The sequence below is a fragment of the Paenibacillus sp. XY044 genome (assembly GCF_002257645.1).
Classification (GTDB): domain Bacteria; phylum Bacillota; class Bacilli; order Paenibacillales; family Paenibacillaceae; genus Paenibacillus_AQ.
Genome location: NZ_NQMO01000001.1, coordinates 819,961 through 840,828 on the forward strand (window position 1 = coordinate 819,961; position 20,868 = coordinate 840,828).

Genomic DNA, 20,868 nt, shown 5'->3' on the forward strand with positions numbered 1-20,868 from the left:
GCGGTCCGCTGCATGCGGTACCGCCCACTGCCGTTTAGGGAACTCCTGCTAGTCCCCCGATATTCTTGCCACTTCTCCATAGCGCTGCAGCCTTCGCTCCACCTGTTGGGAGACCGCTTCCAGAGAACCCGGAATATAGATTTTTGCGCTGCCGTCTCGCTGTTCTAACGCCTGAAGGGTCTCCCTTGGAATGAAAAACCGCTTTACGAAAAGGATGGAACCATCTTTTTCTTGCAATAGGCGGAGCACAGAAGAGGAGAGCGGCTTCTGTTCCAGGGGGAGCATGATCACGGCTTTGTTATGTTTGCCGGCCAGCTTTGCCGTATAAGCGTCCACCGCGCCCGCTAGTGCTTCTGGCTTCGCAGCCTGTATTCGCTCGGTGCGAAAGCCCAGCCTGCGAAGCTGATCGACAACCCGCTGATGTATATCGCCCGCTGCAATCACCTGCACTCCGGCTTGCGATGAAAGTCCGGAAGGATGAAGACGGGCAAGCTCGGTCAAGGTGGCTTCCGGTGTTACATATCTGCCTGTAAACAGCATGGTTCCAGTCGTTGAAGAAAGCAGAAGACGGCTTGCCGCAATTGCGCTTGGTTCATCCTTGGGATCGGCCAGTATAACTACATCCGGACTGTTATTGATGCTTTCGTCCGGCCATCGGGTCCTGGAAAACTGAACCGCGGCTTGTACTGGATCTTTTGCCAGTAGCATCGCCGATAGAAGGGACGGATCCAGGGACGGGCTCCGATCGGTTTGGGCATCGAGTCCGGTTACAACGTTGGGTTGAAGAAAATGATCATTGCCGATTAACGTGTCGGCACTTTCTGCATCTGCCGCTCCATCGGGCCATGCAAAGCACCATCCCCCGAAGAGGGTTACCACGAGAAAGAGGGGAACGGATAACAAGGTTCTGTTCATAAGAAGCTGCCTCCTGATTAATGGATTGCTATCAGCATTGACCTTTTTCGTGATTGGCAATCCTTGATTTCTTCGCAGGAGGGAAATGAGGCGGTGCATCGGATGGTCCGGTTAGCCGCAACAGCAAAAAAAGAAAAGACCCTTCTGCCGAAGGCAGAGGGTCTGTGCCGGAATGATTATCCATGCTGGGTATGCTGCAGCGTTTGCAGGAAGATCTGTTCGATGTGTGTATCGTCAAGCGAATAATAGGCTGTCTTGCCTTCCTTGCGGCGTTTGACGATTCGTAAATTGCGCAAATACCTCAGCTGGTGGGACACCGCGGATTGGCCCATGCCCAGCAAGGTGGTCAGGTCATGCACGCACAGCTCTCTTTGCAGAAGCGCGTCGATCAGCTTGACCCGGGTAGGATCACTAAAGGCTTTAAACCAATCGGCGACCTGCGAGGCAGCTTGATCATCGATCAGCGCTTCTTTGATTTTGCCCAATTCATTGTCAGAGCCCGTGCAGGTTGCGTCGCATTCCTGGGACGGATGGATGGACTGTTCCATGGTAATCACCTTTCTGTGAAAATCCGAATTAAAGGTTAGATACGTCATATTATATCAAACTGCTGCCTTAAACGGAATAATTACTGTTAAGAAAATGCCCAAGTCCCGCTGAACAGGTCCGCCAGGATCGGCTGCCGGGACCAGCCGCAGGGTTACCTGAGATTATTTTTTACAGCATGTGGCATGGTATACTATGTAAAATGGACAACAATCAAAGGGGAGATACATAATGATAGGCAGTAAAGCAAAGGTGTCTGTGCTCGGGATCGTCCTGGGCGGACTGCTGGTAACCGGCTGCTCGGATAAGGGCAGCCCGGATTCGGCGGAACAGACGATGCAGCATGAACATGGGGCGCACCAGCAGATGGCTGCGAACGGTGACCTTCAGGAGACTACCGACGGGAAGGATCAGCTGCCTTCGTTTCTGGAGCCGGCGAACGATACCGTCAGAACGGCTTATATGGCGGCTGCCGGCATCAAGGAAGTGCTCAGCCAAATTCCATGTTACTGCGGCTGCGGGGAAAGCGCCGGACACAAGAGCAATTTAAACTGCTTTATTAAAGAAGTCGATTCGGACGGAAGCGTGGTATGGGACGATCACGGCACCCGCTGCGGGGTGTGCGTCGAGACGGCGCTTACGGCCGCGGAGCTGGCCAAACAGGGCAAAAGCGTGAAGGAGATTCGCGGCATCATCGACCAGACGTACTCTAATGGGAAATACGCTGCGCCAACGCCAACGCCGGAAGTATAGCGGGGATGGGGACCGGATTCCGTGCTGCGCAGGAGCTGGCCTATAGTACCTGAATTCGAATTGCGTCATCCATGGAATATCCGCCATTTGGATAACAGGTAATCCGGTTAACGTGGCAAAATAAACAGTCCCGGCCGTTATATCGGCCGGGACTGTTGTTTAATGTGGCTGCGATTCATCCAAAGAGCTGCGGACGGCGTTTGCTTCCTGCTGCATCTCCGGCGTCCAGGACCAATCGCTGATCTGCGCGGCATCCGTCACGTGATGCTCTTTGCTGGCACCGATAATGGCCGAAGTGACTGCTGGCTGATTGAGCACCCAGGACAGGGCGTATTGGGATAAGCTCACTTCGTATTGAGCGGCCAGCAAGCCGTATTTTTGGACAAGCTCATAATTCGGCCCGGTAAAATACTGCTGCAGCGGCTTCTCGCCGCTAGCCGCACGGCTCTCCGGAGGGGCATCGCCCGGCGCCTTGTACTTGCCCGACAGCATTCCGCGGGCCATCGGGCTGTACACCATCACGCCGACGTCCTCCGAGGCGCAGAACGGCAGAAGCTCCTGTTCAATTTCCCGGGAGAGCAGGTTGTACTGCGGCTGCACGGAAATGAACTTTTCGAGGTTCATCCGCTCGCTGATCGCATGGGATTTGGCAATCTGCCAGGCGGCATAATTGGAGCAGCCGATGTACCTTACTTTTCCGTGGCGAACGAGGTCGTCCAGAGCCCGCAGCGTTTCTTCCAGCGGCGTGTGGGGATCGAAAATATGTACTTGATAGAGATCGATGTAATCCGTTTGGAGGCGGTGCAGCGACTTATCGACTTCGCGGAGAATATGGGTCCGCGACAGACCGCTGTCATTTTTCCCGAAACCTGATCTGATTCCCACTTTCGTTGCGAGAACGACCTGATCCCGTCGGCCCTTGAGGGCCCGGCCGAGAATTTCTTCGCTTTCGCCTGTTCCGTGCGGAACGTCGGCATCCTGCCCCTTGCCGTAATAGTTGGCGGTGTCGATAAAATTGATCCCTTGGTCGATCGCGTGATCCAGGATCCGCACCGACGCTTCCTCATCGATCCATCTTCCGAAAGCCATCGTGCCCAGGCATAGGGAAGATACTTCCAAACCCGTGCCTCCCAATCTGCGGTATTTCATTACTGTCAGCCTCCCATCTTGATTTGGTATCAGGCATTATAACAGCAAGGCAGGACAGGGTCAACGCCAGGTCATTATGGAACCCGATGGAAGCGGAAACAAAATGCTTGAAATTGCCATTCGGCTGCGGTACGTTTGTAACGAAAGGGGTGTGAATCTATGGAAAATACAAGCCTGCAATTACCAAGAAGCAGACCGGAAGCGATGGGCATTCCCGGAGCGGCCATCCTTGATTTTCTGGACGAGGTACAGGCCAAGGACATTGAGCTGCACAGCTTTATGCTGCTTCGCCGCGGACAAGTGGCTGCGGAAGGCTGGTGGGGCCCGTATGCCCCGGAGCTGCCGCACATGCTGTTTTCGCTAAGCAAGAGCTTTACTTCCACAGCTATCGGTCTCGCGGTGCATGAGGGCCTGCTGTCTTTGGAAGACAAGGTCGTTAGTTTTTTCCCCGACGACCTGCCGGAGGAAGTCAGCCCGAATTTGGCTGCCATGAACATTCAGCATTTGCTGATGATGGGCACGGGGAATGACCAGGATACGATGGGAGCCATTGACCGCTGCACCGACGGGAATTGGGCCAAGGCCTTCCTGGCGGCGCCGGTAGAGCATACTCCCGGCACCCATTTTGTGTACAACACCGGGGCCACCTACATGCTCTCGGCCATTCTGCAATCCGTGACCGGGCAGACGCTGCTTCAATTTTTGCAGAAGCGGCTGTTTGAGCCGCTGGGCATTCACAACCCCACCTGGGATTCCTGTCCGCGGGGGATCAATACCGGGGGCTTCGGACTCAGCATCACGACGGAGGATATCGCCAAGTTCGGTCAGCTGTATTTGCAGCAAGGGGAGTGGAACGGGGAGCAGCTGATTCCCGAAGCGTGGGTAAAGGAAGCGACCTCTAAGCAGATCTCTAACGGGGACGGCGGGGAAAGCGACTGGGCGCAGGGCTACGGCTACCAATTCTGGAGATGCCGGCACGGCGCTTACCGTGGAGACGGGGCTTTTGGCCAGTTCTGCATCGTCATGCCGGAACAGGAGGCCGTGCTTGCCGTTACGAGCGGAACGAACCAGATGCAGGAGGTTATGAATGCCGTCTGGGAGCATCTGCAGCCGGCGATGGCCGGGGATGAACTCCCGTTAGATGATGAAGCCCAGGACCGATTGCAGGAACGGATCCGCAGCCTGCAGCTCGTCCCGCTGGCACATAGCGCAAAGCCGGAGCTGGAATCCGCCGTCAGCGGTAAAAACTACGTGCTGGAAGACAACGACATGAACTGGAGCCGGATTTCGGTCCGTTTCGAGGCCGATACGGCGGTGGTTGACCTGCATGAGAACGGCGGAAAGCACTTTATATTACCTCTGGGGCGCGGGAAGTGGCTGGAAGGCACTTCCGATCTGATCATGCCCCGGCAGACGTCGACGGTGTCGAGCTTTGCGTGGAAGTCCCAGGATACGCTGGAGCTGAGCATCCGCTTCATTGAAACGCCGTTTCATATCACGACGGACATCCGGTTTGAATCGGAAGATGCCATCGTGCTGGATCACCGGATCAGTGTATCCTTTGGTCCAAACGAAGCTCCGTCCATTACCGGGAGAGCTTGAGGCTTAGCTCTGGAATCATATAAACATACGGCTGCCGCAAGGTTTGAAATCAGGCATGCTCTTCTTTGAAGGGCATGCCTTTTTGCTGTGGAGCGGTCCGATATGCGGCTGGCGGGATGCCGGCTGCCGCCGAAAACACCCTTGTAAAATAGTGAACGGAGCCGAATCCCGTAACATCGGCGATTTCCTTGACGGAGCGGTCCGTTTCACGCAGAAGGTATTCCGCTAGCCGGACCCTTTCCTGCCGAACGTATGCTGTGAAGGTCATCTTTAGCTCCTTCTGAAACAAGCGTGCCAGGTGTCTACCGGATACATGAAAATACCGCGCAACATCCTCCAGCCTCAGCGGAGACTCCAGGTTATCCCGGATGAATTGCAGCGCCTGCCTTAGAGAAGCGGAGCGGGGCGGAGGCAGCGCCGGTTTGTGCTTTTGGCGGTCAGGTGTAAAGGTTTGCGGCAGCGCTGAAACGAGCGCCAGCACCAGCCGTTCCAGCGGAAACCGGGTGGTGTCCAGTTCGGCTGCTGCTTGCAGAATCGCTTTCCAGAGCAGGACGGCCGGGCTGTCTTCCGCTTCGTGAAGGATATAGGAGTCTGACTGCGCCAGCCGCGCAAACAGACTGTTCCAAAGCTCTGAGGTGCGCCCGGTATCCAGATCGAAGGCAAGCCATATGAGCTGCATCCCCGCGCTTTCAATGCGGTGAACACGGTAGGGATTGGAGATGAACAGCGTGCCTCTCGTTAACGGATGGGTCTGCCCTTCATCTACATACGTTCCTTCACCGCCCGCGACGTAACACATTTCAAAAAAAGAGTGCTTATGTTCCAGGTTGCTCCGGTGCTCCGAAAGGGCTCCCCAATAATGTACGCGTATGCTTAAATCCCCATCGGTCAGCTCCCCGACGGTTGAATCTAGTTGAGACAGGGCGTGTCCCCAGCCGTGATGATCCATTTCAGTTCCTCCTCATCCATTCGTGTCCGAATCCGACAAAAACAGGTTCCAATCAGGCAAAGACGCCTGGTGCCCGGTACCCCTATAATGAAGGCGTATTCATAAATTGCCATTTGAATGTTACGGGAGGGAACGGGAAGATGATTAGCAGAGAAGACGTAGAATTTTATAACGAAAACGGCTATTTGCTCGTCCGCGGCGTATTCAGTGCAGAGGAAGTCAAGGAAATGCAGCATGCGGTGGAGCGTACGATCGTCAAGGCCGCTGCGGCCAAGCAGGACGCCAACCATACCTGGCAGGGGGATTACATACCCCAGGACGAATTGAAAAAGCTGGTGCTCAAAGGCTTTCACGATCTGCAGTTTCACGACGCATGCTTCACCCGTGCCGTCGCACATCCGCGCATGGCAAGCATTCTGACGCAGCTGATCGGTCCCAACGTCCAGCTCCATCATACCAAAATGCTGGTCAAGCCGCCTGAGCAGGGGGCCGCTTTTCCGATGCACCAAGATTACCCTTACTTCCCCCATGATCGTCATACGATGCTTGCCGCCAGCGTTCACCTGGACGATGCGGATATGGAAAACGGCTGTCTGTGCGTCGTGCCTGGATCCCATAAGCAGGGACCGCTCCCCCATGTCGGCAGATATTACCTTGATCACCGCGATTACCCGGTTAGCATGGGTACGCCATGCCCGGCGAGCGCGGGGGATGTGCTGTTCTTCAACTACTTGACGATTCACGGATCCGACCGCAATATGAGCAGCCGGCCGCGCAGAAACGTGCTGTTCCAGTACCGTGATCCGGCCGATCCGCCGAGCCAGGAGACCCATATCGACTGGGGTATGGGCATGATGGTGGCCGGGGAGGACCCGCAGTACCGTCAATATCACGCCAAGCTGGAGCTGAATGTGTAAGCTGGTGCTGAATTCGTAATTTTCATAAATTCAAAAAAAGGCTGCCGCATCGAGGTGGTCTTTTTTTGTTTTTACCACATTTTCGCAAAACGACGCTATACAAAATACTTTGTTCAATATAACATATATAATATATCAAATTAAGAAATCAGACGATTAGACCATTTTTTTGGTCAGGATGAATGTTGCGAACCCATGTTCCAGCCGATAATATATATAACAAAATCTCAAATTAAAGTATGGTGATCCTGTTGAATGTTACCGCACGGACCCCGCTGTATCAAAAAATACAGCAGTACATCCGGGAACTGATCGAATCGGAAGGCTTAAAATCCGGCGACCGCATCCCGACGGAAAAGGAACTCATGGAACGCTTTGATGTGAGCAAGATTACGGTCGTGAAGGCACTGACCGGCCTCGCGAATGAAAACATCATCAGCCGGGTTCCCGGAAAAGGCAGCTTTGTCAGTGAGCCCGAGGCAGCGGAAGAAGCAGAGGTTCCGCGTCCGGTCTTTGGCCGGGCACCGGAAGAGGTGAAGCCGAGAATGGGGCTCATCGGGCTCGTAATGCCGTCCATTTACGATTATTTTGCCGTCCGTCTGATCGACGGCGTCCGCAAAGGGCTCAGCAGCAAAGGATACCGGACCATGATTCTGCTGTCCGAGGGAGACTTGGGGCACGAAAAGGAAGCCATCAAAACCTTGAAGCAGATCGGTGCGGAAGGGATTTTGGTTTTCCCTGTGGACGAGGAGCACTATAACGACGAAATTTTGAACCTGAAGTTCTCCGGCTATCCCTTCGTCCTGATCGACCGGTTCCTGCCGGGCGTCGAGACCAATTATATCGCTGCCGACGGGCGGCTCGGGACAAGGCTTGCTGTAGAGTATTTGTGGGAGCTGGGCCACCGTGAAATCGCCATTTGCTCCGATTCCCCACTGCAGACTGTCACCGTCCAGGAGCGCATCGAGGGCTATATGGACGCCCTAAAGGACAAGGGCGCTCTGATCAATCCGGCCCATATCATTACGGGCTTTCGGATCCATGCCTCGGATGAGCCGGAGAAGCATCCGCTGTACCGCTACATCCGCAGCGGTCTGGCGACCGCCTATATTACGCTGAACGGCAAGCTTGGCGTGCAGATCCAGCATATGGCAAAGAGAAACGGGCTGTCCATCCCGGGCGATCTCTCGATCGTCAGCTTCGACGATCCCACCTCCGTTGTGGAAGATCTCAGCGTTTTTACGCATATCAAGCAGTTTGAATATGAAATGGGCCTCCGCGCGGCGGAAACGCTGGTGGACATCATTGCGGAGGGGCCGGACCGGAGCGGCGGATACACGAAGACGCTGCTCGTTCCAGAACTGGTCGTCGGGCAGACGACAGGCCCCGTAAAACCGCGTTAATTCCCCATCGGAAGAAGCGATGCCGAACGAAAAAAGACCTTTTCACAACGAAAAGGTCTTTTTTATTTTTATTAACATATTGAATATGTTAAATATTTATATTATATTATGGTTAATCCAAGAGCTTCCAAGATTCTTCATCGTTTCAAGGGAGGTCAAGTAGATAAGAGAACAGTCTATATGTTATGAAATCGCTTACAACTTTTTTTGAGGGGAGGAAGACGTAAAAGCAAGCCCTTTGCCACAACCTGGACTATCCAAACTATCCGAAAACAGAGGTGGAGCTTATGAGTTCGTCAACACTGTGGAAGCGGATCTGGAAGCATAAGTTGTTTTACTTGTTCATGCTTCCGGGGATCATCTGGTTTTTTCTGTTCTCCTACGTTCCGCTTTACGGGGTACAGGTCGCTTTCCGCGATTATACGTTCGTGGGTGGTTTTTCCGGCAGCCCATGGGCGGGACTGAAATACTTCAAACAATTTTTCGATTACTACCAATCAACCGACATTATCCGCAATACCATCATCATCAGCCTGATGAAACTGATTATCGGATTTCCGATGCCAATCATCCTTGCGATCCTCCTCAATGAAATCCGAAACATGAAATTCAAGAAAACCGTTCAAACTTTATCCTATTTGCCTTATTTCATTTCCTGGATCGTCGTCGTGACCTTGATGCAGCGCCTCTTCGCCACCTATGGCGGGCCGGTTAACGACCTGCTCTCGTCAATGGGCGTCGAGCCGATCCAATTTCTGTACAACACTTCCTGGTTCTATGAAGTTATTCTCGGCTCAGATATTTGGAAGAACATAGGCTGGAACTCGATCATCTACATGGCGGCCATCGCCGGTATTGACCAGCAGCTGTATGAAGCCGCGAAAATCGACGGCGCCAGCCGTTTCCGCCTGATCTGGCACGTCACCCTGCCGGGCATCCGCAACGTTGCGGTCATTCTGTTCATTTTGGCGACGGGAAGCCTGATGAGCGCGGGCTTCGAACAGCTCCTGCTTCTGAGCGGTCCGTCCACTGCGTCTATCGGCAGCGTGCTTGACGTCCATGTTATCACCCAGGGCATCCAGCAAGGCCGTCTAAGCTATGCGGCGGCAGTCGGCTTGTTCCAGAGCCTGATCGCGCTGGTCCTGATCGTCACAGTCAACAGGATTGCGCGGAAAGTCAGCGACGTATCACTGTTCTAAGGAGGGAACCCCGTGGAGAAACGATCGTTTTCCTGGTTTACCGTATTGAATTACTTCCTGCTTTCGCTGTTTGCCTTTTCCATGATTTATCCGTTCATTTACGTACTCGTATATTCGCTTAATGACGGTAAGGATTCCATGCTGGGGGCGCTGTACTTCTATCCGCGGAAGTTCACGCTGGACAATTACGCCCAGGTGTTCGACAATGCGCAGATTTGGCAGGCTTACAAAATCACGATTTTGCGGACGCTGCTCGGCACGGTGCTCAGCGTGCTGCTCAGTACGCTGATGGCTTACGCCTTGTCCAAAAAAACGCTGCCTGGGCGCACGTTTTTCACCTTTTACATTTTTCTGCCTACGATTTTCAGCGCAGGCTTTATCCCGTATTTCATTACGCTGCAGAAGCTTCACCTGATCAACAACTTCTGGGTGTATGTCATTCCGTTCTTGTTCAATTTTATGCATATCGTCATCATTCGGACGTTTATTCAAGGCATTCCCGAAGAGCTCGAGGAAGCCGCCCGCATTGACGGTCTGGGCGATTTCCAGATCTTCATGCGCATCATTCTGCCGCTGTCCGGTCCGGTGCTGGCCACCATATCGCTGTTCGTCGGCGTGATGCACTGGAACGACTGGTTCACCGGCACCTATTACGTGTCGAACAAAAGCCTCATTCCGGTGCAAACCCTGCTTCAGCAAATGCTGACCGAAGCGGAAGCGCTGTCGTCCTCGATGCAGCGGGCGGCGCAGCAGGGAGGACAGACCGTCAATGTCAGTGCGGCGGGGGCTACGCCGGAGTCGCTCCGGATGGCGCTGCTCGTCATTACCGTATTTCCGATCCTGTGCATCTACCCGTTCCTGCAGCGTTATTTTGTCAAGGGAACGATGATCGGATCCGTCAAGGGGTAAGGATAGACGTCCTGCATGCGGGACTATATCATATACATTCATTCAAATTGGGAGGGTTCATATGAGAAAAAAGCGGTTTAAATTGGCAGCTTCTCTGATGGCGTTTACCCTGATATCCGGCATGCTGTACGGATGCAGCAGCAGCGGTGGCAGCGGCGACAGCGCGGACGGGGGAGACGGAGGCTCGGATTCCAAGACGGTCACGGTCACGGTGCTGAATAACTGGAACGGTTCTTCGGGTTCCGATTCCGAAACGAACCCTGTTCTCAAGGCCATTGAAGAGAAAACCGGCATCAAGGTGAAAATCGACTACACGAAAGGCAGCGAGGCCGAGAAGGTCAACACGATCTTTGCAACGCAGGATCTGCCGGACATTTATACCGGTCCTGCCTGGGGCGGCGAACTGGACGGCATCATCAAGGCCGCCAAAGAAGGCCAGCTCGTGGATTTGACGGACAAAATCGACCAGTATCCGAACCTGGCCAAGGCGATTGCCAAGGAAAACGTACCGCCGGCCCTGTACGAAAAGGCGATCGGCGGGATTGACGGCAAAAAGTACATGATGTTCCAAAACCAGCCGGCAACCGACAAGGACGTTAACGACTGGCTGTATGGATTTTACGTGCGGAAGGATATTGCCGACAAGGTCGGGGTCGATCCGCAGTCCGTGAAGACCAAGGACGATTTGTACAATTTCTTGAAAAAGATCAAGGATGCCAACCTGAGCGAAAACGGTGCGCCTGTCATTCCGCTCGGCGGCTTCCATGACGGCTGGGCGGTAGGCATCGGGAATACGATGTTCTACGGGGCCGACTACCAGGACAAAGGCGACGGCACGCTGGAGCATGTGTTCTTCACGAAAGCTTATGAGGATTACACGCTGTATTACCGCAAGCTGATTTCCGAAGGCCTGCTGGATCCGGATGCCTTTACGCAAACCGACCCGATCGCCAACGAGAAAATCAAGCAAGGGCGCATCGCGGTGCTGTCGGCGCACTATCCTGCCATCTTGGATGCTTCCAAGGAATATGTGAAAGCGCATCCGGGCAGCGATTATGTACCGGTTGGACCTTTGGAGCGCGCAGGGGCGGAACCGAACCGTCCGGTGGACCTGAACATTCAAGGCAATAACGTTACTGTCATTACGAAAAAAGCCAAAAACGTCGATGCCGCACTGAAACTGCTCGATTTCCTCGCTTCCGACGAAGGCTTTATGCTTGTGCATTACGGCATTCAGGGAACGCAATGGGATATGGTTGATGGCAAACCGACCGCCAAACAGGAATGGTTCGACAAGTTTACGGCGGACACGACAGGCAAGGCCAAGAAGAACGAAGGCATCAGCATCGGGCTGGAAAATATGACCGGCATGGACCGCATTAATTCGGTCGGCGGCGGAGATATTTGGGCGGACCAGGATCGCCTGAAAGCGATGGACAACGCGCGTAAAATTTTGCGTCCGAACGGCATTAGCGTCATTTCCGCTTTCAACCCGGGGGATGTCATCGCGAAATCGCCGCAATGGGATACGCTGAAGCCGTCCATGGACCAAATCGGCGACGTATGGAAGCAGGCGATCTTCGCCAAGTCGGACGACGCAGCTCTCAAGGTGATCAACGATCTGCGCGGGCAAATCAAAAACACAGGTTATGATGACGCCATGAAGTTTGTAAATGAAGAATTGAAAGGGAAAGAAGTCATCAAATTGTCGATGCCGAACTAAAAGGAGGGTTCACCCTTGAACAGCCGATTAGGAAGCAAGGGGCCGGAATGGACGGGATTTCAGGAATCTCGTCCCTATGGGCCGAAGTATGATCTCCGGACGGATTTCGTCATGGTTTACGGCATATCGGAAGATTTGCCGCAGCGCATTCAGGGCTGGAAGCAGGCAGGATACACGGTTCATCTGATGACTGGCGTGTCTTGGGGGGAGTACCAGGATTATTTATACGGCCGCTTTGACGGACGCAATCACTGGGATGAAGCCCAGGTCAACCGGGCAGGCGATCAGGTAAGTCACGGCAAGGATGTCCCGTATATGGTGCCGACCATCTCGTTCGCCGAATATTTGGCGACCCATATCAAGCAGGCGATCGACAGCGGGGTAGAGGCCATCCATATGGAAGAACCGGAATTTTGGGCAGCTTCGGGTTATTCCGAAGCCTTCAAGCGGGAATGGCGAAACTACTACGGCGAGGATTGGATTCCCCCGCACTCGTCGCCGGACGCCCAATACCGCGCTTCCAAGCTGAAAGCTTATGTGTACTACCGGGCGCTGGACCGCATCTGCAGCCAGATGAAGGAGTACGCGCTTGTCCACTACGGGCGGACGGTCCGTTTCTATGTTCCGACGCACAGCCTGATCAACTATACGCAGTGGCGGATCATCAGTCCAGAGGCGCTGCTCGTAAACATGCCGGCCTGCGACGGATTCATCGCCCAGATCTGGACGGGAACCTCCCGGACCGAAAATGTATACAAGGGTGTCCGCAAAGAGCGCACCTTTGAAACGGCATTTCTGGAGTATGGCGTCATGCAGGAACTGACCCGCGGCACGGGCCGCGAAATGTGGTTCCTTCACGACCCGATCGAGGACAATCCGCGGTATACATGGAAGGATTACGCGAAGAATTACCGCTCAACGGTCGTAGCTTCGCTGCTGCATCCGGGGGTCTCCCAATATGAGGTATGCCCTTGGCCTTGGCGGGTGTTCGAGCTGGGGTATCCGAAGGAGGACGGCAGCGGCAAGGAAATCATTCCGGCCGGCTATAAAACGTCCCTGCTCACCATCATGAACGTGCTGCGTGACATCCACCGGTATGACGGGGATGTGCAGGAAGGCGAGGCGACGACCGGGATCGGCGTTCTGCTGGCGAACTCCGCGATGTATCAGCGGGGGGACGTCGACCCGGATGAAGCTGATCGCAAGCAGGAGTTTAAGTACGACGGCACCTCAGGTACGGAAGAGCTGAGCGAAGCGCAGCAGGAGCTGTTGGACTGGTCGGCCTTTTACGGGATGGCGCTGCCTCTCGTCAAGGCCGGCATTCCGCTGCGGCCGGTCCAGCTGGACAATATCCTGACCTTTCCCGGATATTTGGCGGGTTACCGCGTGTTAGTGCTGAGCTACGAGCTGATGAAGCCGGAGCATCCCGGCATCCATCAGGTTCTTGGGCAGTGGGTTCGCGAGGGAGGCGTACTGATCTATTACGGCGACGGAAGCGATCCTTTCCACACCGTGCAGGAATGGTGGAACCGCGACGCCCGCCGCGCCTATGACCGACCGGAAGAGCATCTGTTCGAGTCGATGGGGCTTGGGCGTAATCCAGGGGAAGGTGAGCACCGGGTCGGCGATGGTGCCGTGCTGTACTACCGGCAGCATCCTGCCGAGCTGTCCCGCTCGGAAGCTGGCGCCAAGCAGGTCCTAGGCAGCGTGAAACAGGCGCTTCAATTACGCGGTGAGCGGGATTCCTACCTTGAGAGCGGCCTGCTTCACATCCGGCGTGGACCATATGTGATTGCGCATGCGCTCGACGAGCGGGACGCAGCGGAGCCCGCGGCACAGCTTGAAGGGTCGTTCGTCGACATCTTCGAGCCGGAGCTGCCGGTGCTGGACCGGGTGGAGCTTCAGCCCGGCGATGACCGCCTTCTGTTTGATTTGAACCATCCGGCTGCACAGTCGACAGACCAGCCGGCGATTCTTGTCAGCGCATCCCGGATTCGCGAGGAGCAATACCTTGATGGTAAGCTGACATTCGTCTCCGAGTCCCCTTCCGAGATGACGGTCAGCACGCGTCTTCGCGTCCCGGCCGCTCCGTCAGCGGTGACGGCAGGCGGACAGCCGGCGGCGTTTGCCTATGATTCCGGTTCGAAAACGGTTCTGATTCAATACCCCGGCGTGCCGGAAGGGATTGAGATTGTGGTCACTTGGCCGGAATAAAGGTCCCTGATTATATCTGACGGAATGATCATAATGAGAAAACCAGTAAGATGTTGAGTCAAAAAAACCGGCGGAGCCTATTGGGTCCGCCGGTTTTTTGCTGAATTTAAAGCGGATCGCATGAACGTATTCGGCCGATCAAAATTTTTTATCGGGGTGATGACAGCTTGTCCCGGCTTGTCCACCGGTTTGAAGCAGCCCTCTAATTTGTGTTAGAATAATCATATATGAATTTTTCACAAGAGGGGGGATAGGATGGCAGCATGGATGAATAGACTTCGGATGATGTTCATTGTCGTTCTTGGCGTTATTCAAATGGCAACCTTTCCCATTCCCTTTGAAGTAGAAGTATTCACTTCCCCTGCAAGTTCAACGGAAACCGAAACGGTGTACAGCCGGATCGATCCTCCAAGCAAACCGCTGGTACGTAAAACGCCAACCCTCATGCAGAGGCTTATCATGCTGGCGTCAGCTCTTCCGCTGTTTTTTGTGCTGCCGCTGCTGCTCTTGCTGCGTATTCCCAAACCGCGGCTTCCATTTGTTCCGTGTATTTTTCTCCGTAAAAAGTATTTGCTGCTGCTTCCGATTAAATTTACCTCGAGTTACGTGGCTTAATATCCTTCCTGTATAGACGGTTCCTTATTGGCGTGCGCCGGGGGCATCCTCGCACCTGGTCTGCAAAAAAAGCCGATAGCGGGACGGTTCGTTTCGTGTACCCAAAAATCGATGAATAAGCGTTGTTTTATTGATTCTTAAACGAAAAACGTTGAGGCGCCGATCGGCTTCTTTTCAAAGTGATTCCATGCGCAATTTCTTAGTAAATGGGTTATTTCATGGCTCTTAAAGCGATGGCTTAGGTGGATAGGCTTTGTGATACTTGGATGGTTTGTTTTTCTGCAAAGACTGGTCTAGGCATGAACGAGAATGGTAAAGGCAGGATTGATCCGGACTGATCTGATCTGGATTTACTTCTGATTGGTATGGCTTCGATGCCATTGTGTAGAGCTTTGTTGCGGCGTTATGAGTTGGAGTCGTGATTGTTGCGGATGCCATGTGCTTTTTTCGAAAAAAAGATGCATTCTGCCATTTGCAACAACCCAACAATATGTGAAATGTTTCTCAAATTAATCATGTAATTACAGGAGGCTATTCTCATGGATATTCGTGAGTCTGTATTGCCCGGGATCGGGATGAAATATGTAATGGATACCGCCAGCGGCGACCGGATGGTCGTGGTCATTCATGATGACGGCAGGCGTGAGCTTTACCATTTTTCGTACGAGGATTTGGACCAAAGTATTTCGATGGTGACCTTGGAAGATCCGGAAGCGCGGCAGTTGGCCGCCCTTGTCGGCGGCATGACGTACAAACCGAAGCAGCTCGAACGGGTGGAAATGGCGTTTGACGAGCTGACGATCGAGTGGTACCGGATCGAGCCGCATTATGCGTGCACAGGCAAATCAATCGGCGAACTGAACATACGGCAAAACGCCGGGGTATCGGTCATCGCCCTGATGGATAAACGCAGCGGAAAACAGGTCAATCCCGGCCCGGAAGCCGTGCTGAACGCGGAGGCGACGGTCGTCGCCATCGGGGAGCGGGAGCAGCAAAAGCGGTTTAAACAAATTTTAATGAACGGAAGCGGGTGAAAGGATGGAGCATTTGGTATTTGAAATCGGCTTGGCGATCGTACTCATTGCATTGGGGGGACTGATCTCTTCAAAGCTGCGTTTTTCGGTGATCCCTCTCTATATTTTGATCGGCATGGCAGTAGGGCCGCACGCAATGGAGCTGTGGCATTTCGACTTCCGGTTTATCGAAAGCGCACCGTTTATCGATTTTATGGGACGTATCGGCGTTTTGTTCCTGCTGTTCTACCTGGGACTCGAGTTTTCCGTCGGCCGGCTGATCAAGTCGGGACGGTCCATCGCTGTGGGCGGTTCGATATATATCGGCATTAATTTCACGTTGGGACTTATACTCGGGTTCTTCAGCGGGTTCCCGCTCGCCGAAACGCTGATTATCGCGGGGATTACGACGATCTCTTCCAGCGCGATCGTAGCGAAGGTGCTGGTGGACCTGAAACGGACCGCAAACGCGGAGACCGAAATGATTCTCGGCATCATCATGTTCGAAGATGTCTTCCTCGCTGTCTATATTTCGATTCTGTCCGGCTTTGTGCTGAGCGATTCCAGCTCGATCGGAGGCGTGCTGCTGTCGGCTCTCGTGTCGCTCGGTTTTATGCTCGCCGTCATCATCATCGGGCGCAAAGCAGTGCCATATCTGAACAAATGGCTGCGGATCCGCTCCAACGAGCTGTTTGCACTAGTGATCTTCGGCGCGCTGTTTCTGGTGGCGGGCTTCTCCGAAACGATTCACGTGGCCGAGGCGATCGGCGCGCTGCTGGTCGGGCTGGTGCTGGCCGAAACGGAACATGCCAAACGGATCGAGCATTTGATCATGCCGTTCCGGGATTTTTTCGGGGCGATCTTTTTCTTCAGCTTCGGCCTCTCCATTGACCCGATGTCCCTGGGCGGAAATGCCATATGGCTTGCACTGGCGGCGGTCATTGTGACGCTGATCGGGAACTTCAGCGCAGGTATGCTGGCCGGGCGGACGGCTTCGCTGTCTCCGAAAGCTTCGGCCAATATCGGGCTGACGATCGTATCGCGGGGCGAATTTTCGATCATTATGGCCAATCTGGGCAAAGACGGAGGTCTGATGGAAATACTCCAGCCGTTTTCGGCGATCTACGTGCTGATCCTGGCCATCCTGGGTCCGCTGCTAACCAAGCAGTCGAAATCGATTTTTGTTTTTTTGAATCGCTGGATCAAATTCAAGGACCGAAAAGCGGGGATTCAGAAGGAAGAGGCGCTGTAATAGCCGGAAGATGTGCATGGTATACTTCCCGGATTAACGCGTGATCAAGTGTGCAGCATCCTGTTTGGGGAAATGCGATCCCATCCAATGAACTTCCATTACAGTTTAGGGAGGGAAGGTTATGCATGATCCGATCAAACGGACCGTAAGGTCATGAGAAAAACAATAGGAGGTTCAGGCAGTAACGGTAAGCATGCCATTTTCAAATCGGTCATCGGTGGCATCGCCGCTTCGGTCGGCGTCGAGCTGTTTCTGCATCCGCATGAGCTGATTGCCGGCGGTGTCACTGGTATCTCTGGCCTGGTTTCATTTCACACCAATAACCATTTCGGCATCCTGCTGGTGCTGTTCAATTTACCGCTGCTGTTCTTTTATTCTCTTCTGGGCCAAAAAAAAGTCATGCTCCAGGTGCTCCCGGGTCTGCTTGCATTTGCCGGATCGGCGTTTCTGCTGGCGCCGCTTCCGGCAGTCAGCGGCGAGCCGGTGATTGCCGCACTGGCAGGCGGCCTGTGCCTTGGTTTCGGCGGCGGGCTGGCCGTCAAATCGGGCGGCCTGCTGGATGCGCTCGGCCTCGAAAAAACCGACCGCATCCGTTCGGCCGGGATTCAAGCGGGCACCCGCCCGGCCATCTCCGTGGAGCGGCTGCTGCTGCTCTGCCACGCCCTGGTGCTGGTCACCGCCGGCGCCGCTTTGGGATGGGAGCGGACGCTGTACTCCGCGTTCGCCTGCCTGGCGGCCTATGAAACCGCCGGAATCGTCATTTTCGGGTTTCGCCGGTTGGCCGGCGTGACTACAGCGAACCCCCGGCAGGTGGAGGCCGGGCTGAAAAGCCGGCTGCGGCTTGAGGGACTCGCATGGAATGAGACGGAAATCGGTCAGGACCCTGAGAGTGAACATGGGCGGAGTCCCGCTCAGACGCGATTGATGTACAGCGTGCATCTGCTGGATGTGCCGCGCTTTAAGGCGGTAGTACGCAAAGCTGATGCGCAGGCGGAGATTGTGTGGATCGAACGGTCGGCAAAGAAGTAGCTCGCTCGGTATCCCAAAATAACTGCAAAAATTTTATGCAGGATGAGGGCATTAGAATCAAAATAGATGCGAAAGTGCAGTTCATTTCCGGTGAAACGGTCGCCTGAGGCCTTTTTTCCCCAATAACTGCACTTTTGCAGTTATTGGGGAAAAAAGAGCGCTTTTGACCGAAAATAGATGCACTTTCGTCTCTATTGATGAATGGGGGAGCGGTTCATCCCAAAACGTCGTCACAAGGCAGAACGCCGCCCATCATGCTCCTGCACTTATTTTTCCGCACGGTGCGTGCGTTTTATGCCATCTGCAAATATTAACCAGTCGGTAATTTTTGAAAGCGCTATTGTCAAAGGTGAAGCGATGTGTTATTTTATGTGTGTAACCGGTTCCACATTTCGAGGTGATAATGACAGATGGTAACGATCAAAGATGTAGCACGCCATGCAGGGGTTTCGGTCGCAACCGTATCCCGGTGCATTAACGAAACAGGATACGTTCATGCCGATACCCGCAAGAAAGTGGAGGATGCGGTTAAAGCGTTGAATTACGCGCCGAACGAAGTTGCAAGATCATTATACAAACGCAAGTCAAGGCTGATCGGACTTTTGCTGCCAGACATTACGAACCCCTACTTCCCACAATTGGCGCGGGGTGTAGAGGACGGCATGCAGGCCAACGATTTCCGCATCATCTTTGGCAATAGTGATGAGAACGAGCAGAAGGAACAGGAATACATCCAGACCTTCATTCAAAATAACGTGGTCGGCGTCATTTCCTCAACAAATCGTCCGGATTCGGACATTTATGCCAAGCTGAACATCCCGGTCGTGTTTCTGGACCGAACGTCCAGCGACAGTCCGTCGGTGTACTCGGACGGACGCAAGGGCGGACGGCTGGCGGCCCAGGAAATGATCGCCCGCGGCAGCAAGCGGATCACGGTCCTGCGCGGACCCGTACATATCCGTCCCGCCCAGGACCGGTTCCAGGGCGCCGTCGAGGTACTCGAGGAAGCGGGGATCGACTACAACGTCATTCAGACATCGTCCTTTTCCTTTGCGGAAGCGGAAAGCTGGGCCAAAGAGCTGTTCGCCAAGCATCTCGACACCGACGGGGTCATCGCCAGCAACGATATCGTGGCGACCGCCGTTCTGCATGAGGCTCAGCGCCTCGGCAAGCGCGTGCCGGAGGATGTGCAGGTGATCGGTTTTGACGATATCCCGCTCAGCAGCCTGCTCTCCCCGTCGCTGTCAACGATCCGGCAGCCGGCATACGACATGGGCAAGGAAGCGGCGCTGCTGCTGATCCGCCTGATCGAGCAGGGAAAAGTGGACAATCGAAATATACAACTGCCCGTTTCTTTCGTAGAGCGGGATACGACCAGAAAGGTGGATTAAGATGGCTAACATTTGCGTAATCGGAAGCAGCTCGATGGACCTGGTAGTGACATCGTCCAAACGTCCGGGAGCGGGAGAGACCGTTCTCGGAGAGAGCTTTAAAACCGTGCCTGGAGGCAAAGGAGCCAACCAGGCGGTGGCAGCGGCCCGCCTCGGAGCCACTGTTAACATGATCGGCCGGGTGGGGGACGACCACTTTGGCGAAGCGATTTTGAACAATTTCCGTGCCAATCAAGTTTCTGTAGACGATGTGGAACCGGTTACAGGTATGGAAAGCGGAACGGCTCACATTGTGCTGGCCGAAGGAGACAACAGTATCGTCGTCGTCAAAGCAGCAAATGATGAAGTTACACCGGCTTACATCGACAAAGCCATGCAAGCAATCACCACCGCGGGTATGGTGCTGATTCAGCAGGAAATTCCCGAAGAAACGGTGGAGCACGTCAGCCGAATCTGTGCTGAGCACGGCGTCCCGCTGCTGCTGAATCCCGCCCCTGCGCGTCCGATCAAGAATGAAGTGATCGAGAACGCGGCGTACATTACGCCGAATCAGCATGAGGCTGCGATCATGTTCGGCGATGACCGCGTATCCGAAGCGCTTCGCAAATATCCGAACAAGCTGTTCATTACCGAAGGCAGCAGCGGCGTGCGTTATTTTGACGGACAGAAAGAGGTTGTTATTCCATCCTATAAAGTCGAAGCGGTCGACACAACCGGCGCTGGAGACACCTTTAACGCCGCCTTTGCCGTAGCGCTCGCCGAAGGCAAGCCGATCGCGGACAGCGTCCGGTTCGCCAACCGTGCCGCTTCGCTGTCGGTCATGAAGTTCGGTGCGCAGGGCGGCATGCCGACGCGACAAGAAGTGGAGGAGAGCCTGTAATGAAAAAACATGGGATGCTGAACAGTCACATTGCCAAAGTCCTCGCCGACCTCGGCCATACCGACACGATCGTGGTGGCCGATGTGGGCCTTCCCATCCCCGAAGGGGTCACGAAAATCGACCTCGCCCTGAAGCTTGGGAATCCGAGCTTTGAAGAGGTCGTAAGTTCCATAGCGGAGGACATGGTCATCGAAAAGGTCATCGTCGCCGCGGAAATGAAAGCGGATAACCCGCAGGCGCAAGCCTACATTGATCATACATTTGCGGATTGCCCGATTGAGGACGTGCCTCACGAACAGTTTAAAGCTTTGACCCGCAGAGCCAAGGCGGTCATCCGGACCGGAGAAGCCAAGCCGTTCGCCAACTGTATTTTGCAATCCGGCGTCCATTTTGGATAAAGAGGAGGAAC

General features: G+C 54.2%; 19 protein-coding genes. 15 read left to right on the forward strand and 4 right to left on the reverse strand.

Going from position 1 to position 20,868, the window contains the following annotated elements; translation table 11 throughout:
* Window positions 1-48: 48 nt before the first annotated feature.
* Together CJP46_RS03925 and CJP46_RS03930 are read right to left on the reverse strand one after the other, a co-directional pair.
* Complete coding sequence (locus CJP46_RS03925) at window positions 49-915, reverse strand: hypothetical protein (protein ID WP_094594272.1); 867 nt, start codon at window positions 913-915, stop codon at window positions 49-51.
* A gap of 176 nt (window positions 916-1,091) precedes the next feature.
* Complete coding sequence (locus tag CJP46_RS03930; protein ID WP_076167400.1) at window positions 1,092-1,463, reverse strand: ArsR/SmtB family transcription factor; 372 nt, start codon at window positions 1,461-1,463, stop codon at window positions 1,092-1,094.
* 229 nt (window positions 1,464-1,692) lie between these two features.
* Here CJP46_RS03930 and CJP46_RS03935 point away from each other — a divergent pair, with 229 nt between their 5' ends.
* Window positions 1,693-2,214 (forward strand): PCYCGC motif-containing (lipo)protein, encoded by a 522-nt coding sequence (locus CJP46_RS03935; RefSeq protein ID WP_094594273.1) that lies wholly within the window; start codon window positions 1,693-1,695, stop codon window positions 2,212-2,214.
* 159 nt (window positions 2,215-2,373) lie between these two features.
* Here CJP46_RS03935 and CJP46_RS03940 read toward each other — a convergent pair whose 3' ends face one another.
* Window positions 2,374-3,363: an aldo/keto reductase gene (locus tag CJP46_RS03940; protein WP_094594274.1), complete on the reverse strand. Its 990-nt coding sequence runs from the start codon at window positions 3,361-3,363 to the stop codon at window positions 2,374-2,376.
* A gap of 159 nt (window positions 3,364-3,522) precedes the next feature.
* Here CJP46_RS03940 and CJP46_RS03945 point away from each other — a divergent pair, with 159 nt between their 5' ends.
* A complete protein-coding gene (locus CJP46_RS03945; RefSeq protein WP_094594275.1) occupies window positions 3,523-4,965 on the forward strand; it encodes a serine hydrolase domain-containing protein in 1,443 nt (480 codons plus the stop codon).
* 49 nt (window positions 4,966-5,014) lie between these two features.
* Here the strand turns inward: CJP46_RS03945 and CJP46_RS03950 are convergent, their stop codons facing one another.
* Window positions 5,015-5,914, reverse strand: a complete 900-nt coding sequence (locus CJP46_RS03950; RefSeq protein WP_094594276.1) for an AraC family transcriptional regulator — start codon at window positions 5,912-5,914, stop codon at window positions 5,015-5,017.
* 140 nt (window positions 5,915-6,054) lie between these two features.
* Between CJP46_RS03950 and CJP46_RS03955 the strand changes: the two genes are divergently transcribed.
* The 13 genes from CJP46_RS03955 (at window position 6,055) to rbsD (ending at window position 20,857) form a co-directional block, all read left to right on the forward strand.
* Window positions 6,055-6,831, forward strand: a complete 777-nt coding sequence (locus CJP46_RS03955; RefSeq protein ID WP_094594277.1) for a phytanoyl-CoA dioxygenase family protein — start codon at window positions 6,055-6,057, stop codon at window positions 6,829-6,831.
* A 239-nt stretch (window positions 6,832-7,070) separates the two neighbouring features.
* Window positions 7,071-8,234, forward strand: a complete 1,164-nt coding sequence (locus tag CJP46_RS03960; protein ID WP_373557955.1) for a GntR family transcriptional regulator — start codon at window positions 7,071-7,073, stop codon at window positions 8,232-8,234.
* Window positions 8,235-8,521: 287 nt separating this feature from the next.
* The gene (locus CJP46_RS03965) at window positions 8,522-9,433 is read left to right on the forward strand and encodes an ABC transporter permease (protein ID WP_094594279.1); all 912 of its coding nucleotides are present in this window, start codon (window positions 8,522-8,524) and stop codon (window positions 9,431-9,433) included.
* 12 nt (window positions 9,434-9,445) lie between these two features.
* Window positions 9,446-10,342, forward strand: a complete 897-nt coding sequence (locus CJP46_RS03970) for a carbohydrate ABC transporter permease (protein WP_094594280.1) — start codon at window positions 9,446-9,448, stop codon at window positions 10,340-10,342.
* Between the two features lie 61 nt (window positions 10,343-10,403).
* Window positions 10,404-12,065, forward strand: a complete 1,662-nt coding sequence (locus CJP46_RS03975) for an extracellular solute-binding protein (protein WP_094594281.1) — start codon at window positions 10,404-10,406, stop codon at window positions 12,063-12,065.
* Window positions 12,066-12,080: 15 nt separating this feature from the next.
* The gene (locus CJP46_RS03980) at window positions 12,081-14,279 is read left to right on the forward strand and encodes a hypothetical protein (protein WP_094594282.1); all 2,199 of its coding nucleotides are present in this window, start codon (window positions 12,081-12,083) and stop codon (window positions 14,277-14,279) included.
* A gap of 255 nt (window positions 14,280-14,534) precedes the next feature.
* Complete coding sequence (locus tag CJP46_RS03985; protein WP_094594283.1) at window positions 14,535-14,894, forward strand: hypothetical protein; 360 nt, start codon at window positions 14,535-14,537, stop codon at window positions 14,892-14,894.
* A gap of 539 nt (window positions 14,895-15,433) precedes the next feature.
* Window positions 15,434-15,928: a cation:proton antiporter regulatory subunit gene (locus tag CJP46_RS03990; RefSeq protein WP_094594284.1), complete on the forward strand. Its 495-nt coding sequence runs from the start codon at window positions 15,434-15,436 to the stop codon at window positions 15,926-15,928.
* 4 nt (window positions 15,929-15,932) lie between these two features.
* Window positions 15,933-17,159 (forward strand): cation:proton antiporter, encoded by a 1,227-nt coding sequence (locus tag CJP46_RS03995; RefSeq protein ID WP_094594285.1) that lies wholly within the window; start codon window positions 15,933-15,935, stop codon window positions 17,157-17,159.
* Window positions 17,160-17,312: 153 nt separating this feature from the next.
* Window positions 17,313-18,188, forward strand: coding sequence for a YitT family protein (locus tag CJP46_RS04000; protein ID WP_094594286.1), 876 nt, complete (start codon window positions 17,313-17,315; stop codon window positions 18,186-18,188).
* Window positions 18,189-18,598: 410 nt separating this feature from the next.
* On the forward strand, window positions 18,599-19,579 hold the full coding sequence (locus tag CJP46_RS04005) for a LacI family DNA-binding transcriptional regulator (RefSeq protein ID WP_094594287.1): 981 nt from the start codon (window positions 18,599-18,601) through the stop codon (window positions 19,577-19,579).
* A gap of 1 nt (window position 19,580) precedes the next feature.
* Window positions 19,581-20,459 (forward strand): ribokinase, encoded by an 879-nt coding sequence (gene rbsK / locus CJP46_RS04010; protein ID WP_094594288.1) that lies wholly within the window; start codon window positions 19,581-19,583, stop codon window positions 20,457-20,459.
* On the forward strand, window positions 20,459-20,857 hold the full coding sequence (gene rbsD / locus CJP46_RS04015) for a D-ribose pyranase (RefSeq protein ID WP_094594289.1): 399 nt from the start codon (window positions 20,459-20,461) through the stop codon (window positions 20,855-20,857). The genes rbsK and rbsD overlap by 1 nt, the downstream gene beginning before the upstream one ends.
* Window positions 20,858-20,868: the final 11 nt, after the last annotated feature.

Bases quoted from the DNA above. Each gene is read 5' to 3' on its own strand.
- CJP46_RS03950 (WP_094594276.1), bottom strand. From the start codon at position 5,914: ATGGATCATCACGGCTGGGGACACGCCCTGTCTCAACTAGATTCAACC.
- CJP46_RS03990 (WP_094594284.1), top strand. From the start codon at position 15,434: ATGGATATTCGTGAGTCTGTATTGCCCGGGATCGGGATGAAATATGTA.
- CJP46_RS04005 (WP_094594287.1), top strand. From the start codon at position 18,599: ATGGTAACGATCAAAGATGTAGCACGCCATGCAGGGGTTTCGGTCGCA.
- rbsK (WP_094594288.1), top strand. From the start codon at position 19,581: ATGGCTAACATTTGCGTAATCGGAAGCAGCTCGATGGACCTGGTAGTG.
- CJP46_RS03965 (WP_094594279.1), top strand. From the start codon at position 8,522: ATGAGTTCGTCAACACTGTGGAAGCGGATCTGGAAGCATAAGTTGTTT.
- CJP46_RS03945 (WP_094594275.1), top strand. From the start codon at position 3,523: ATGGAAAATACAAGCCTGCAATTACCAAGAAGCAGACCGGAAGCGATG.
- CJP46_RS03960 (WP_373557955.1), top strand. From the start codon at position 7,071: ATGGTGATCCTGTTGAATGTTACCGCACGGACCCCGCTGTATCAAAAA.
- CJP46_RS04000 (WP_094594286.1), top strand. From the start codon at position 17,313: ATGAGAAAAACAATAGGAGGTTCAGGCAGTAACGGTAAGCATGCCATT.
- CJP46_RS03930 (WP_076167400.1), bottom strand. From the start codon at position 1,463: ATGGAACAGTCCATCCATCCGTCCCAGGAATGCGACGCAACCTGCACG.
- CJP46_RS03940 (WP_094594274.1), bottom strand. From the start codon at position 3,363: ATGAAATACCGCAGATTGGGAGGCACGGGTTTGGAAGTATCTTCCCTA.
- CJP46_RS03985 (WP_094594283.1), top strand. From the start codon at position 14,535: ATGGCAGCATGGATGAATAGACTTCGGATGATGTTCATTGTCGTTCTT.
- CJP46_RS03995 (WP_094594285.1), top strand. From the start codon at position 15,933: ATGGAGCATTTGGTATTTGAAATCGGCTTGGCGATCGTACTCATTGCA.
- CJP46_RS03955 (WP_094594277.1), top strand. From the start codon at position 6,055: ATGATTAGCAGAGAAGACGTAGAATTTTATAACGAAAACGGCTATTTG.
- CJP46_RS03975 (WP_094594281.1), top strand. From the start codon at position 10,404: ATGAGAAAAAAGCGGTTTAAATTGGCAGCTTCTCTGATGGCGTTTACC.
- CJP46_RS03925 (WP_094594272.1), bottom strand. From the start codon at position 915: ATGAACAGAACCTTGTTATCCGTTCCCCTCTTTCTCGTGGTAACCCTC.
- rbsD (WP_094594289.1), top strand. From the start codon at position 20,459: ATGAAAAAACATGGGATGCTGAACAGTCACATTGCCAAAGTCCTCGCC.
- CJP46_RS03935 (WP_094594273.1), top strand. From the start codon at position 1,693: ATGATAGGCAGTAAAGCAAAGGTGTCTGTGCTCGGGATCGTCCTGGGC.